This window comes from Asanoa iriomotensis, assembly GCF_016862515.1.
Taxonomy (GTDB): domain Bacteria; phylum Actinomycetota; class Actinomycetes; order Mycobacteriales; family Micromonosporaceae; genus Asanoa; species Asanoa iriomotensis.
The window spans coordinates 93,713-108,471 of sequence record NZ_BONC01000023.1; the positions used below are offsets into that span (position 1 = coordinate 93,713).

14 protein-coding genes are annotated in these 14,759 nt (G+C 70.9%); 1 reads left to right on the forward strand and 13 read right to left on the reverse strand.

Features of this window, described 5'->3' with window-relative positions:
* Positions 1 to 3: 3 nt before the first annotated feature.
* The 11 genes from Air01nite_RS17980 to Air01nite_RS18030 form a co-directional block, all read right to left on the reverse strand.
* Positions 4 to 1,200 (reverse strand): amidohydrolase family protein, encoded by a 1,197-nt coding sequence (locus Air01nite_RS17980; protein ID WP_203703703.1) that lies wholly within the window; start codon positions 1,198 to 1,200, stop codon positions 4 to 6.
* 11 nt (positions 1,201 to 1,211) lie between these two features.
* Positions 1,212 to 2,072: an ABC transporter permease gene (locus tag Air01nite_RS17985; RefSeq protein ID WP_203703704.1), complete on the reverse strand. Its 861-nt coding sequence runs from the start codon at positions 2,070 to 2,072 to the stop codon at positions 1,212 to 1,214.
* A gap of 104 nt (positions 2,073 to 2,176) precedes the next feature.
* Positions 2,177 to 3,118: an SDR family NAD(P)-dependent oxidoreductase gene (locus Air01nite_RS17990; RefSeq protein WP_203703731.1), complete on the reverse strand. Its 942-nt coding sequence runs from the start codon at positions 3,116 to 3,118 to the stop codon at positions 2,177 to 2,179.
* Positions 3,115 to 4,782, reverse strand: coding sequence for an AMP-binding protein (locus tag Air01nite_RS17995; RefSeq protein ID WP_203703705.1), 1,668 nt, complete (start codon positions 4,780 to 4,782; stop codon positions 3,115 to 3,117). The genes Air01nite_RS17990 and Air01nite_RS17995 overlap by 4 nt, the downstream gene beginning before the upstream one ends.
* The gene (locus Air01nite_RS18000; RefSeq protein ID WP_203703706.1) at positions 4,779 to 6,941 is read right to left on the reverse strand and encodes an acyl-CoA dehydrogenase family protein; all 2,163 of its coding nucleotides are present in this window, start codon (positions 6,939 to 6,941) and stop codon (positions 4,779 to 4,781) included. The genes Air01nite_RS17995 and Air01nite_RS18000 overlap by 4 nt, the downstream gene beginning before the upstream one ends.
* A complete protein-coding gene (locus Air01nite_RS18005) occupies positions 6,941 to 8,077 on the reverse strand; it encodes a steroid 3-ketoacyl-CoA thiolase (RefSeq protein WP_203703707.1) in 1,137 nt (378 codons plus the stop codon). The genes Air01nite_RS18000 and Air01nite_RS18005 overlap by 1 nt, the downstream gene beginning before the upstream one ends.
* Before the next feature lie 76 nt (positions 8,078 to 8,153).
* Positions 8,154 to 9,299, reverse strand: coding sequence for an ABC transporter substrate-binding protein (locus Air01nite_RS18010; RefSeq protein ID WP_203703709.1), 1,146 nt, complete (start codon positions 9,297 to 9,299; stop codon positions 8,154 to 8,156).
* A gap of 91 nt (positions 9,300 to 9,390) precedes the next feature.
* Entirely contained in the window at positions 9,391 to 9,804 is a 414-nt protein-coding gene (locus tag Air01nite_RS18015; protein ID WP_239090776.1) for a MaoC/PaaZ C-terminal domain-containing protein, read from the reverse strand.
* A complete protein-coding gene (locus Air01nite_RS18020; RefSeq protein WP_203703710.1) occupies positions 9,801 to 10,916 on the reverse strand; it encodes an acyl-CoA dehydrogenase family protein in 1,116 nt (371 codons plus the stop codon). The genes Air01nite_RS18015 and Air01nite_RS18020 overlap by 4 nt, the downstream gene beginning before the upstream one ends.
* On the reverse strand, positions 10,916 to 11,461 hold the full coding sequence (locus Air01nite_RS18025) for a MaoC family dehydratase (RefSeq protein WP_203703712.1): 546 nt from the start codon (positions 11,459 to 11,461) through the stop codon (positions 10,916 to 10,918). The genes Air01nite_RS18020 and Air01nite_RS18025 overlap by 1 nt, the downstream gene beginning before the upstream one ends.
* On the reverse strand, positions 11,458 to 12,651 hold the full coding sequence (locus tag Air01nite_RS18030; RefSeq protein ID WP_203703714.1) for an acyl-CoA dehydrogenase family protein: 1,194 nt from the start codon (positions 12,649 to 12,651) through the stop codon (positions 11,458 to 11,460). Before Air01nite_RS18030 ends, Air01nite_RS18025 begins: the two co-directional genes overlap by 4 nt.
* 107 nt (positions 12,652 to 12,758) lie before the next feature.
* Here Air01nite_RS18030 and Air01nite_RS18035 point away from each other — a divergent pair, with 107 nt between their 5' ends.
* On the forward strand, positions 12,759 to 13,517 hold the full coding sequence (locus Air01nite_RS18035; protein ID WP_203703716.1) for an enoyl-CoA hydratase/isomerase family protein: 759 nt from the start codon (positions 12,759 to 12,761) through the stop codon (positions 13,515 to 13,517).
* A 3-nt stretch (positions 13,518 to 13,520) separates the two neighbouring features.
* Here Air01nite_RS18035 and Air01nite_RS18040 read toward each other — a convergent pair whose 3' ends face one another.
* Both Air01nite_RS18040 and Air01nite_RS18045 read right to left on the reverse strand, forming a co-directional pair.
* On the reverse strand, positions 13,521 to 14,162 hold the full coding sequence (locus Air01nite_RS18040) for a hypothetical protein (protein WP_203703717.1): 642 nt from the start codon (positions 14,160 to 14,162) through the stop codon (positions 13,521 to 13,523).
* A 35-nt stretch (positions 14,163 to 14,197) separates the two neighbouring features.
* The coding region (locus Air01nite_RS18045) for a thiolase family protein (protein ID WP_505606720.1) at positions 14,198 to 14,759 on the reverse strand (562 nt) is incomplete at its 5' end.

Sequence of the window (14,759 nt, forward strand, 5' to 3'; positions counted from 1 at the left end):
GGGTCAGGACCGCGCGGCGCCGGCGACCGGGAAGCGGAACAGCTCGACCGCGTTGCCGTGGGTGATCAGGTCCGCCTCGCCGGGGTCCAGGTCGCGCAATTGGCGGTGCAGCACCTCCTGGGTGTCCGGCCAGGTGGAGTCCGGGTGCGGATAGTCGGACTCGACCAGGATCCGATCCACCCCGATGCGGTGCCGCTGCTCGAACCCGGACGGGTCCTCCAGCGAGCTGAACCAGAAGTTGCGCTGCACGATCTCGGCCGGGGTGAACTCCTTGCTGGCCCAGCCGCCGGCGTACCCGGCGTGGTTCTGGTCGACGCAGTAGCGCAGCCGGTCCAGCATCGAGGGCACCCAACCGATCCCGCTCTCGGCCAGCATGATCTTCAGGTCCGGGATACGGACCGGGAGCATCGAGTAGAGCCAGTCCACGAGGGCGACGCTCGAGTTCAGCGGGAAGAGCACCGTCTTGGTGTCCAGTGGCGCATCCGAGGCCGCGCCGAGGATGTACGACGCCGACCCGACGTGCAGGCACACCACCGTGCCGGTGTCGGCGCAGGCCTGCAGCAGCGGATCCCAGTGTCCGGTGTGGACCGACGGAAGGCCCAGGTGCTCGGGGTTGTCCGGGAAGGTCACAGCGCGGAATCCGCGCTCGGCGTTGCGCCTGATGTAGTCGGCGCCTTCGACCGGGTCGCGCAGCCACGGGATCTGACAGGGGATGATCCGGTCCGGGTACGGGCCCGCCCAGTCCTCCAGGTGCCAGTCGTTGTACGCCTCGAACGCGACCCGGCCCAGTTCCGCGTCGCGGCTCAGGGAGAAGCGGTAGCCGCCGAAGCCGGCGAGCTTGGACGGGAAGCACAGCGACGCCGCGATGCCGTTGGTGTCCATGTCCCTGATGCGCTCGCGGATGTCCCAGCAGCCCTGCCGCATCTGGTCGAACCGCTGCGGGTCGAAGCCCGCGTTCGTGATCTCGAACCCGACCGTCGCGTGCACGCTCATGTTGGGCAGCAGCTCGCCGTCGTACAGCCAGGCCTGCTCGCCCGAGGCGTCCTCGACCACTCGCGGCGCCCGGTCGGCGAACGCGGCGGGGACGCGCCCCTCGAAGGTGGTCGGTGGTTCGACCACGTGGTCGTCGACCGAGATGACCGTGTAATGCACTTCACGCGGCTCTGGCTCAGGCAGCCTGCGGGGCATCGTCTGTGTCATGGTGCGTCTCCTCAGCCTTGCCAGTAGATGATCTTTTTGCGCAGCCAGGTGATGAGCATGTGTGCCGCCATGCCCAGCGCGGCGAAGATGATGAGCAGTGCGAAGATGTCCTCGGTCCGCAGCTGGACCGAGAACTGCTGGATGAGGAACCCGAGCCCCTCACGCGAGCCGAGGAACTCCCCCGTCACCGCGCCGAGGATGGCGAAGACGAGCGCCAGCTCGAGACCCGCGAAGATGTACGGCAACGCGGTCGGTAGCCGGAGTTTGACGAACGTCTGCATCCGTGAGGACCGCAGCGAGCGCATCAGCTCCTCGGACTCCACGTCGACCGCTGTGAGACCGGCGTAAGCGTTGACCATGACCGGGAAGAACGCGAGGATGGCGGCGATGATGATCTTCGGCTGGGAGTCGAAGCCGAACCAGATCGTGAGCATCGGCACCAACGCGATCTTCGGGAACGTCTGGAACGCCACGATGTACGGGTGCAGCACCCGCTCCATAATGGATGAAGCTGCCAGCAGGCCGCCGACCAGCACGCCGAGGACCGTCCCCGCGGCGAAACCGACCAGCGAGTTCCGCACGGTGTAGATGAGATGGTCGGTGTAGCGGCCCTCTTGCGTGTTGCGGATCAGGGCCTGGATCACCTCGGCGGGAGGCGGCAGGACGAAGTCGGACAGGTTCCACCACTTCACCGCAAGGTGCCAGGCGACCAGCACGAGCACCAGGACCGCCGGCGAGAGCAACAGCTCCGGCCGCCGACGCAGCAGGCTCGGCTTCGCCATGGGCCGGTTCAGGAGGGCGTCGGCGGCGCTGGCCGGCGCAGCGGTGGTCCGCTCCGCAGGGTCGGAGACGGTTGGCGGGGTTGGACTCACGGCTCTTCCTTTCCGCTGCTCGGCCCGGGTCTCGAGGGATGCCACCCGACCCGACATCCGCATTGTGGAAGCGCATTTCACGCTATCAACCGGGTTTCGCAAGGTCAATGGACGGACGGGCGGCCGCGCCGGGCCTCTCCGGTGGGTCCCCACAGGTCGGCGGCTGCCGCGACGACGTCGTCGGCGGCGTAGCCCTGGCTCAGCCGGTCGGCGAAGGCCGGCTCGGCGAACGCGGCCGCGAAGGCCTCCGGCGTCCAACGACCCGCCGCGGCGTCCGCGGTGGCGGCGAGGACCGGCGGCGCCAGCACGCCCACACGCGGCCCGTAGCTGATGAAGACGTTGCCGCTGACTGGCGCGGACGCGTCCGAGGCCAGGTAGACCACGAGGGGGGCGACGTGCCCGGGTGAGAGTCGCTGTGCGTCCTCGGGCCGGTCGGCGAAGATCGGCGAGGTCATCGCCGTCGCGGCCCGCGGGCAGATCGCGTTGGCTCGTACCCCGTATGCCGCGCACCCCTTCGCTGTCGAGACCGTCAGCGCCACGATCCCGGCCTTCGCCGCGGCGTAGTTGGGTTGTCCCGCCGGCGCGTTGAGAAACGCTTCGGAGGCGGTGTTGACGATCGAGGCCCGAACCTTCCGCCCCGCCTTGGCCTCCGCCCGCCAGTGCGCCGTGGCCCAGCGGGTGGTGCAGAAATGGCCGCGCAGGTGGACCCGAAGCACATCGTCCCACTCCCGCTCGGACATCGTGAAGACCATCCGGTCCCGCACGATCCCGGCGTTGTTCACCAGCACGTCCAGCCGGCCGAACCGGCGCACCGCGCCGTCGACCAACGCGCCGGCGGCGCCGAGGTCAGCGACGTCCGCGTGATCGGCGATGGCCTCGCCGCCGGCCGCGACGATCTCGTCGACGACCTCCTCCGCGGCGGTGTCCACGTCGTTGACGACCACGCGCGCGCCGGCGGCGGCGAGCGCCAGCGCCTCGGCCCGGCCGAGCCCGCGACCCGCGCCGGTCACGATCGCCACCTGCCCGGCGAGATCCACGGCGGTCACGACCCGCCTCCGAACGCGGTACCGGCCAGGTCGAGCACCGCGGCCCGGCCGTGCCGCTCGAAGAGCCGGGTCCAGGCCTCCCGCGCGGCTACGTCGAACTCGCGGAAGTCGTCGGTCCCGGGCGACCGCCACCACACGGGCTCGTCGACCTCCCATCGGTCGGCCACGAGAGTTCGCTTGTTTACCTTGTTCGTCGCCGTCATCGGCAGTCCGGTCGTGAGTCGCACAAAGCGCGGCACGGCCTTTGGCCCGAGGTCGGGCTGTTCGCCGAGCCACCGCTCGAACGCGCCGGGGTCGAAGGGTCGGTCGGCACGCCAGTGCAGCGCCACCATCAGCTGGTCACCCGCGGCCGGATCCGGCACCGGGTAGACCGCGAGGTTGACGACGTCCGGGTGGCGCAGCAGCACCCGCTCGATCCCCGCCAGTCCTAGGTTCTCCCCATCCACACGCGCCCAGTCGCCACGGCGGCCGGCGAAGTAGAAGAGCCCGGACTCGTCCTGGAAGGCAAGGTCACCCGTCCAGTACCAGCCGCCGCGAGTGCGCTCGCGCTCGGCCTCGGGATCCTTGTAGTACCCCTCGAACGAGCCGAGGCCGCCGGCGTTGACCAGCTCGCCGACGCATTCTTCGGCGTTGCGGACCCGGCCGTCAACGATGACGGCCCGCGGGCGCTCACGCCGGGTCGCCGGATCCACCACCCGTTCGGCACCGCTGCCCCGGCCCAGCACGCCCGGCGGGTCGCCCGGGCCGCGGGCGAGGGTCACCCCGCCCTCCGTTTGTCCATAGTGGTCGAAGACCAGACAGCCGAACCGCTGCCCGAACGCGACGATGTCGCGCTCGGCCCCCTCGTTGCCGAAGACCGCCCGAAGCGGATTTTCGGCATCGTCGGCGCGCTCGGGTTGGGCGAGCACGTAGCTCAGCGGCTTGCCGACGTAGTTGGCGTAGGTCGCGCCGAACCGGCGGACGTCCGGCAGGAATCCGGACGCGGAGAACGACCGGCGCAGCGCGATCGCGGCGCCGGTGGTGAGCGCCGGCGCGAACCCGGCGATGATGGCGTTCGAGTGGAAGAGCGGCATGCAGATGTACACGACGTCGTCCGGGCCGAGCGCCACGCGGTCGGCGACCTTCTTCCCCCGGCGCACGATCGCCCCCTGCGAACTGCGCACCGCCTTCGGCTCGCCGCTGGTGCCGGAGGTGAACAGCAGCAGGTACAGCGAGTCCGGGGGAACCGGCGGCGCCACGGACCGGACCGTCCTGTTCGGCTGAGCAGCGTCCAGCCGGTTCACCTCCAGAATCGGCACGCCGAGGTCGATCCCGGACAGCAGCGGCGCCAGCGAGGGCTCGGTGACCACGAGCCGGCAGTCCGCCAACCGGGCGTCCCGCGCCAGCGCCGCGCCCCGGCGGGTGGCGTTGAGGCCGACGACAGTCGCTCCGCACAGGGCGGCCCCGCAGAGCAGGAAGAGGTGCTCCGGAGTCGTTTCGAGCAGGGTGCCGACGTGTAGCGGCTCCGATCCCTCGTACGCGCGCAGCACGTCCGCCCACCGGTGCGCCTCTGTCACCACCTCGTCCCAGGTCCACCGTTGGTCCTCGAAGAGCAGGCCGGTCCGGTGGTCGCCGGCGCGGGCCAGCACGAGGTCGCGGACGCTCGTCACCGCTTCGCCGCTCACGGTAGGTCCCTGGGCAGGCCGAGCAGCCGTTCACCGATGACGTTGCGCATGATCTCGCTGGTCCCTCCGCCGATGCTGAGCCCCCGGGTTTCCAGAAACGCGTGCTGCCAGTGCCGCGCGTCGACGCCGTCGCCTAGACCCGCGCTGCCGAGCAGGTCGAGACCGAACGCCGCAGTGTCCTGCCGGTGCCCGACGCTGACGAGCTTGCGGACCGTCGGGTCTGGACCGGATGCACCCTCCCGTCGGGCGTGCGCGGCACGCGCGCCGAGCGCCCGGACGGCGTACTCCGCCGCTGCCAGCCGGCCGAGCCGGCCGATCGAGGTGAGGTCGAGGTCCGCCGCACGCGCGGTGGCGAGCACTCGGTCGAAGCCCCCGTCCGCGAAGGCCATGGTGCTCATCGCGGTCCGCTCGGCCGCGAGCGACAACCGCACCAACCGCCATCCACCGTCGACCTCGCCGAGCAGCAGGGAGTCGGGTACGAACACGCCATCGAGGAACACCTCGTTGAACCTGGCCTCCCCGGTGATCTGCCGCAGGGGGCGGACCTCGACGCCCGGCTCGCTCATCGGGACCGCGAAGCAGCTGATCCCCCGGTGCCGGGGACCGCCGCCGGTCCTGGCCAGGCAGAATCCCCACGTGGCCGCGTGGGCGCGCGAGGTCCAGACCTTCTGGCCGTGGAGGCGCCATCCGCCCTCGACCCGCATCGCCCGGGTCGAGAGGCTGGCCAGATCCGATCCGGCCCCGGGCTCGCTGAACAGCTGGCACCATTGCTCCTCGCCCGCGAGGATCGCCGCGATCATCCGGTCGCGCTCCACGGTGGCCGCCCCGTCGAGCAGCACCGGCAGTATCCAGCGAGCGATGCCCAGTTCGGGCGGCTCGATGCCGTTCTCCCGCATGGCCGTCGCGATCTGAGGCGCCTGGTGCGGTTCAGCCCCGAGCCCCCAGGGCGGTGGAAGCTCCGGTGCGACGAGTCCTTCGGCGGCCAGCGCCGCCCGCTGGCGCTCCGGCGCCACGCCTGTGCAGCGGCGTATCGCTGCGCGGGTCTGCTCCCCCACCTCGCCGCCACCCGACGCCGGCGCGGGCAGGCCGTCGGTGAGGCAGCGGCGGCCGAGTTCGGCGGCGCGGTCGCGGGTGGCGGCCAGACGCTGGTTCACCACCGCACGCCGCAGGTGCAGGTGAGCGTCGTGCTCCCAGGTGAACCCGATGCCGCCGAGGATCTGCAAGCAGGAGCCGGCGCCGGCGACCGCAACGTCCGGGGCGAGGGTTGCGGCCGCGGCGACCGCGACCGCGCGGTGCGGTGCGTGCCAACTGCGCGCGGCCTCCCACACGAGGGCCTTGACGGTCTCCCGCTGCACGAGGAGGTCGGCGCACTTGTGCTTGACGGCTTGGAACGCGCCGATCGGTCGGCCGAACTGCTCGCGGGCGATCGCGTGCGCGGCCGCCGTACGCGTGCACCAGTCCACGGTCCCGGCCGCCTCCGCCGCGCACAGCAGGCCGAGAGCGTCGGCGACGGAGGCCGACAGCCCGGATGGGAGCAGTCGGTCTCGCCCGAGCCGGGCGTCGACGGTACCCGTCGACATGGGCCGTGCCCCGTCGAATGCCGGCAGCGGGCCGGTGGCCACCTCTCCCCGCCTCAACAGCAGCCACTGCGCCTGCGCCGGTTCATCGCCGGCGACCGCGCGGACGAGGAACAGGTCGGCATCGACCGGACCGAGGAGCAGCGGCAGCTCACCTCGCACCAGCAGGTCACCGTCCGGGGCTGGCGTGAGCTGTGCCGCGCCGTCCACCGCGACGGCCACCGTGGACCGCCCGGCGCCGATCTCTGTGCAGACCTCCGACGCCAGCGGGTGATCCAGGTGGTCGGCGAGGGCCAGGGTCGCGAGCAGCCCGGCGAAGTACGCGCCCGTGGTCAGCGCGGCGCCGAGATGTTCGGCGACGATGGCGAGGTCGAGCGGCTCACCGCCCTCACCTACCGGCTCTGGCAGGTGCGCGGCGAGAAAACCCCGTTCGGCCAGGTCGCGCAGCGGGTCGGCGACCTGTCCGCCGGCCAGGGCCGTGCGGGGGCGTTCCGGGCCCGCGTGCCGCCGGGTCCAGCTCTCCAGGGCGCCGGCCAACAACTTCTCTTGCTCGGCACGCGGGTTCACCGCAGCGACGGCCATTACAACAGCTCAAGAATTGTTCCGGTGGCGAGTGCGCCGCCGGCGCACATCGTGATGAGGGCGTACCGGCCGCCGCGCCGCTCCAGCTCGTGTAGCGCGGTGACGATGAGTCGGCTGCCGGTGCTGCCGACCGGATGGCCGAGCGCGATCGCACCGCCGTTCACGTTGAGCCGGTCCGGGTCCGCGCCGGTCGCCCGGAGCCAGGACAGCGGTACCGCCGCGAAGGCCTCGTTCACCTCGAAGATATCGATGTCGGAAAGGCGGAGGCCGGCCTTGTCGAGCACCGCCGCAGTCGCCTCCACCGGCCCGTCGAGCAGGTAGTACGGGTCGGCGCCGACGAGCACGTGGGCACGCAGCCGCGCCCTCGCCCGCAGACCTCGTGACTCGGCCAGCGCCCGGTCCATCCAGAGCACCGCCGCGGCGCCGTCGGAGAGCTGCGACGAGGTGCCCGCGGTGTGCAGTGCGTCTTCGCCCAGCGGGCGCAGCCCGGCGAGTGCTTCCCGGCTGGTCTCCCGCAACCCCTCGTCCCGGGTCACCGGCGCGGCCCCGTCCGGGCCTGGCACGGCGATGACCTCGCGTTCGAATCGGCCCTCCCGCCACGCCTCCTCGGCCCGCCGCTGCGAGATCAGCCCGAACGCGTCGAGGTCCGCGCGGGTGAGCCCGCGACGTTCGGCGATCCGTTCGGCGGCCACGTACTGCGTCGGCATGTCCCACGGCCAGTCAGGCGGGCGCGGCGTGTGTAGGCCGGCGGGCTTGTTCGCGTGCAAGGCGACGGTACTCATCGACTCCACGCCGCAGCCGATTCCGATCCCGATCATCCCGGCGGCGATCTGCGCGGACATCATGGCGTTCGCCTGCTGCCCGGACCCGCACGCGCAGTCGACCGTGACGGCGCCGACGTGCGGAGGGAGCCCGGCGCCGAGCCACGCGTTGCGCGTGACGTTGCTGCTCTGCTCGTTCGCGGTGGTGACGCAGCCGCCGATGAGCAACTCGACGTCTTCGGGTTCGACGGCGGCACGGTTCAGTACGGCTTGCAGCGGCGCGGCCAGGAGGGCGGCCGGGTGGACGCCGCCCAGCCCGCCGCCGCGCTTGCCGATCGGCGTGCGCAGCGCCTCCACGACAACGGGCTCGCTCATGCTTCGTTCTCCCCAAAGTGCGTGCTGCCGGGTGGACCGGCGCCGACGGCGCGGGTCCACCCGGTCAGCGGCGGTGCTAGAAGGACGGTGCCTGGTAGGTGCGGGCGAGTTCCTCGATCGGCTTCGGATCGAAGTCCTTGGCGACCTCGTTGAGCAGCGTGAGGTCGCGCCAGCTGTCCAATGCGATGTCGCCGGGGACGAGGCTGGCCTGCTTGAGCGGTTCGATGCCGCGTTCGAGCGCGTCGTCGGAGGTGAACCCCAGCGGCGTCTGCGGGTAGCCCGGCGGCTTCGAGTTCTTCATCCGCTCGTCGACGATGGCGCGCGCCTTTTCGAACGCCTCTTTGTCGTTGTCGGCGGCGGGCTTGGACTCCGGGTAGAGCTTGAGGGCGATGGCGGTGGCCTTGTCCGGCGCCGCCAGCGCGAACACGTACCCCTTGAGGATCGCGCGGATGAAGCGCTTCAGGACATCCGGCCGCTTCTCGATCATCGTGTTCGTGGCGACCAAGGTTCCGGGCGGCAGCAGGTCCTTGTCGAACTTCGTGTCGAGGCGGTGGGAGGGCAGGCCGGCGTTGTTGAACGCGACGCCGTCACTGTCGATGCCGCACCAGGCGTCGATCTTCTTCGACCGCAGCGCCTCCGCGACGGCCGCGAGCCCGGAGTTGATCGGCACCTGCTCGATCTGGTCGGCTTGTACGCCGTCGAGCCGGGCCGACTCGAGGCAGTAGATGGCGGTGCCGGTGCCGATCGAGGTGACGCCGATCCGCTTGCCGGCCAGGTCGGCCGGTGACTGTGCCGGCCCGTCGTTGGCGACGAAGATGCCGATGTTCGTGAAGGCGGTGAAGAACACCGACTTGGTCACCGACTTCTTGCCCGCGAACACGACCTGGCTGAGCGTCGCGGGCACGCCGACGTCGAAGCGCCCCGTCTCCATCTGCGCCAGGGCGATCTCACTGTTGGTCTGGCCGCTGGCCTGGATCGTCACGTCCAGGCACTCCTCGGCGAAGAACCCGAGCTCCTGGGGCACCTGGGCGTAGGCCACGGAGCCGAGGCTCACGTTCGCGGCGGCGAGGATGTAGTTGACCTTATCGACGGATTGGCATTTCGCGGTGTCACCGGACGCGCTCTCGTCCTCGCCACCTCCGCACCCCACAACTGCGGTGGCGAGCACGAGGCAGGTCAGGCCGGCTAAGGCTCGACTGCGCCGGCTTCGAGTCACGTTCATAGTGATCACCTCCTCTTTCCACATATTGGAATGGGCTTTCGCATTGCAGAAGTTATGGCCTTGATCACAGGGTGTCAAGGCCCGCGGTGACCTATTGACGGATCTCCAGCCGCGCGGTTCCGCGGGCATGCGCACCTCGGCTGTTGCGCCCTTCGAAGCGCACGGTCACCGCCGCACCGGTCTCCCCGGTGACGCTGTCCACCACGTCGCCGGTGAGCCGCATGACGTCGCCCGGGTAGTTCGGCGCGCCCAGACGCAGATCGATTTCGTGTATCACCGCCCGCGGACCCGCCCAGTCGGTGAGGTAGCCGCTCACCAGGCCCGCGGTCGTCATGATGTTCATGAAGACGTCCGGTGAACCCGCCCGTACCGCAGCATCGCGGTCGTGGTGACCCGCATAGAAGTCGCGGGAGGCGATCGCCCCACAGACGATCAACGTGGTGGTGACGTCGATCTGCCTTGCCGGCAGCGGCGTCCCGACCGCGAACACCGCTCCGCCCGTCACAGCGCTCCCCCGCTGCTCCGCGCCGCGAGCGAACCGCCGAGCGACGCCAGATGCTCCGCCGCCCCGCCGAGAGTGAACTCCAGCGTCTTGAACCTGAAGAAGTAACGGTGCAACGGGTAGTCGAGGTCAATGCCCACCCCTCCGTGCAGGTGGTGCGCGGCCGAAATGATCCGGTGGCCACCATCGGTAGCCCAGAACCGGGCCACCGACACGGCGTCGCGCGCATCCTCGCCCTGGTCCAGCAGGCTGGCCGCCTTCCACAGGGTCCAGGTCATCGCCTGCAGGTCGATGAAGGCGTCCGCCGCCCGGCTGGCGACCGCCTGGAAGGAGCCGAGCGGGCGGCCGAACTGCCAGCGCTGGGTGGTGTAGTCGGCCGTGAGCGAAAGCGCGGCGTCGGCCGCACCGCAGATCTCGGCAGCGCTCAACACGAGGTGGTAGGAACGGGCCCGAACGAGCAGCGCCGCCCCGACCTCGCCGCCGAAGACGTCAGCCTCCTGCAGCAGCGGACCCTCCACCGCCACCCGGGCGCAGACCTCCGCGCCACTGGTCCGCACGGGCTCCACCACCACGCCGGGATGGCCCGGTCGCAGCAGGACTGCCAGCTGCGCGCCGTCAGGGTCGACGGCGGCGACCAGCAGGCGGTCGGCGACCGTGCCGTACGCCACGAACGGCAGGATTCCGTGTGCGGTCCAGCCGCCCTCGGCCGGCTTCAGGGCGATGTCCGGCGTCGCCTCGACCGTGCCGGCCACGGACGGCAACACCACCGCGCTGCCCGCCGCGACCTGGGCCAGCAGCTCGCTGGGCCGCTGTGCCGGAGGCAGCCCCGCCAGCGCGAGGGCGGCCGCCAGCGCGCCCGACAGCGGCACCGGGGCTACGACGCGGCCGGCCTCCCGGGCGACCAGGCACGCTTCGAGCGCGCCGCGAGCCGTCCCGCCCACCTCCTCCGGCAATGCGATGCCGAGCAAGCCCGCCTCGGCGAGGACCCGCCACAGCCCGCCATCCCAGCCGGACTCGGGCAGGGCGGCCAGCCGCGCCGGCGTGACAAGGTCTCTGAGCACCTGCCGGGCCAGGTCCGCGACCGCGGTCTGGTCCTCGTCGAACGAAAAATCCATCACTCTCCCCCGCTCACCCGCGCCGGACGGAACCGCAGCGTCACGAAGTCGACGGCACCGACCGGCTCGCCCGCGGCGTCGATGTAGCGCATCTCGGTCGTCACGAAGTAGCCCTCGCCGAGGGCGGTCGACTTCCGGGGCGACACCGACCGGATCGTCGCCTGGTAGTGCACCCGATCGCCGACGGTGAGGTACCGCACGAAGCGCAGCGTGCAGCCCGTCGCGACGACAGAGGTGTAGCCCGCCTCGGCGAGCACGTCGACGAGCTCTTCCTCCGCGTTGCCCGGCTCGGTCGCGGTAGGGAACCGCCGATCGTGGTGCGTCCAGGACTGGAGCATCGCCGGTGGCGCCACGATCTGGCCGAACGGTCCGGACTCGGCCCAGTCAGGGTCGGTGTACCCCGGGTTCTCGTCACCCATCGCCTGGCACCAGTGGCGGATCATCGGTGCGTTGACCGCGTCCGCAGCGACCCGCGGCGCCCCACTCGTCCGGCCGACGAAGGCCAGCAGGCGCGCGTGCAGCTCGTCAGTCACGAGGTCACTCACGCCCGCACCACCCGATCCAATCGCCGGGCCACCCGCGGCATCCCGAGGCCGGCCCGGGCGACGATCTCGCGCTGCACCTCGTTCGTCCCCCCGCCGAAGGTGTTGATCACCGCACGGCGGTATGCGAACTCGAGCGCGCCCCATGGCGACTGACCCCGGGCGCCGTCCGCCAGCAGGCTCTCCGCGCCGACCACCTCCATCAGCAGCCGGTAGACCTCCAGCACTGTCTCGGTGCCGAAGACCTTCACGGCCGACGCGTCGGCCGGCGCGACCTCGTCCCGGCCCACCTCCCACGCCACCCGGCAGTTGAGCAGGTGCATCGCCTCGACCAGGGCGTGGCTGCGGGCCAGGTTGCGCTGTACCCAGGGAATATGGATGACCGGCCGGCCGTCCCGCTCGGTCGCGCCGGCCCACGCCAGGACCTCCTCGTGCAGCCGGATCGCCAGACCGCCGAACCCCGCCATCGCGATCCGCTCGTGGTTGAGCTGGGTCTGCATCAGCCGCCAGCCCTCACCTTCCACACCCACCAGCCGGTCCCGCGGCACGCGCACGTCCGTATAGGTGGTGATGTACGTGTCGTACGAGGCCAGGGTGCGGATGGGCGCCGCGGTGAAGCCGGGCGCCGAGGTGTCCACGATCAACACCGAAATGCCCCGGTGGTCCCGGGTAGCGGGTTCCGTGCGTGCCGCCAACCAGATGTAGTCCGACGCGGCGCCGCGGCTGGTGAAGACCTTGGTCCCGTTGACGACGTACTCGTCCCCGTCCCGGACCGCCTTGGTGCGCAAGGACGCCAGATCGGTGCCGGCCTCAGGCTCGGTGTAGCCGATCGCGAAGTCGATCTCGCCGCGCAGGATCGCCGGAAGGAACAACGCCTTCTGCTCGGCGGTGCCGTAATCCATGAGCGTCGGCCCGACGGTGTTCAAGGAGATCATCGGGATCGGTGCGCCGGCCCGCTGCGCCTCGTCGTAGAAGATGAACTGGTCCATTGCCGGCCGGCCCTGCCCGCCGTACTCCACCGGCCACCCCAGGCCGAGCCAGCCGTCGGAGCCGAGGCGACGGATCCAGGCCCGATAGCGGGGACCGTGGTCCTCCCAGCGCAGGTCGGAGAACTCGCCTTCCAGATGCGTCCGGAAGTAACGGGAGAGCTCGGCGCGTAGCTGTCGCTGCTCGTCGTTGTAGGTAAGGCGCATGTAGACCGGCCTTTGCCCTTCGACTTGTGAAAGTTGACTCCGTATTGTGGAAGCAGCTTAGGAAGCCTGGCCCGAGCCCGTCAACAGCCGCAACCGGAGGAGATCCGATGCACCGCAGCTTCGAGGAGTACCGCACCGCGTACCAGCACCTCGCGATGGACCGCCGCGACGGCATCCTCGAGCTACGCCTGCACACGGACGGTGGCCCGCTGGTGTGGGGAGCCGGACCACACACCGAGCTCGGCTGGGCCCTGCGGGAGATCGGCGGCGACCCCGGCAACCGGGTCGTGATCCTCACCGGGACCGGGACGGAGTTCATCGCCCGGCTTGACGACAGCTGGGTGGGACCGATGACGCCGCCGAAGTGGGAACGCATCTACACCAACGGCAAGCGCCTTCTCGCCGCTCTGCTCGACGTCGAGGTGCCGGTCATCGCGGCGGTCAACGGCAAGGCCACCGTGCACGCCGAGCTCGCCGTGCTGTCGGACATCGTGCTGGCCACACCGGAGACCGTGTTCTCCGACGCGCCACATTTTCGCTTCGGCACCGTGCCCGGCGACGGCGTCCACGCCGTCTGGTCCACGCTGCTGGGCGTCAACCGCGCCCGCTACTTCCTCCTCACCGGGCAGCGCCTGTCCGCCGCCGAGGCCAAGGATCTGGGCGTGGTCAACGAGGTCGTCCCCGCCGGCGAGCTCCTGCCGCGGGCGTACGAACTCGCGGAGAACCTCTGCCGGCAGGACGACATCACGCTGCGCTACACCCGGGAGGTGATGACGGAGCCGCTGCGGCGCCTCGTCGCCGAGCGGGCCGGCCACGGCCTCGCCCTTGAAGGTCTGGGCGCGTTCGCCACCTGGCCCGCCGGCTGAGGATCAGGAGTCGTCGGCAGGCCCGTCGCCGACGAAGTCCGCGGGGGGCGGCCGATCCGGGTCGTCCCGGTAGACCCAGTGCTGCTCGCAGCCGTCGTCGCCCTTCCAGCGGCACCGGTGGACCTCGACCCGCAGCAGGTTCTCGTCCGCGGCCTTGTAACCCTCGAAGCAGCCCGACTCGAACGCCCCGGTGTAGCGCGCGTTCTCCGGTTGCGCCTCGCTGTAGTAGACGCACTCGCGGCGCCGCACCACACAACGCCCCTCGTCGTGCTCCGCGTACAGCGCTGCGGCGTGTTTCGGCCCGCGGATGCTGTGCACCAGATCCTGGTAGAGCGCCATCATCCGGGCGCTGCCCGCGCCATCCACACCGTGCGCCTTCAGCAACATGGCGTACCCGCGGCCGCCGTACCTCCGGCCGATCTCACGTGCGATCTCCGTGGCCTTCTCGACGCCGACGATCTCCTCGGCAATGCTGTAGAACGTCTGGAAGTTATTCTCGATCTGCCGGCTCATGCTGTAGACGAGATGGTCCACGGTCAATTCCTCGATCGGAATCTCGTACCGGTCCATCCGCTCGCGTTCCTGCGTCGTCAGCCGCTGCCCCGGATAGAAGAGCAGCGGATCGTTCGCGTACGGCTCCTGCATTCTCTCGTTCTCCTCCCGCTTGGAGCCGCTCCGGCCTATACCCGGAGCAGCACCGCGTTGCCTTCACCGACGCCGCCGCACATCGTCACCAGGCCGATACCGCCACCCCGACGGCGCAGTTCGGCGACGATCGTCATCACCAGCCGCGCTCCGGTCGCGCCGGTCGGGTGGCCGAGGGCGACGGCGCCCCCGTTGACGTTGGTCCGCTCCCGCAACTCGGCCGCCCGAGCCGGGTCGCCGTCGGCCAGCCGCAGCGTGGTGACGAGCGGCACGGCCGCGAACGCCTCGTTGACCTCGATGAGGTCGACGTCGGTCAGGTCCACGCCGCAGCGGTCCAGAACTCGCCGGGCGGCCACCGCCGGGATGGACGCGATCTGCGCCGGAGGTCCCGCCACCGACACCACACCGAGCACGGTAGCCAGCGGTCGAAGGCCACGCGTGCGGGCGAACCTGGCCGCGGTGACCGCGAGCATCGCCGCTCCGGTGCTCAGCCCCGGCGCGTTGCCCGCAGTCACGGTCGCGCTGCCGTTCACCGTGGGCAGGGCAGCGAGCCGCTCCAGAGTGGTGTCCGGGCGCGGTGACTCGTCGGCGTCGAGT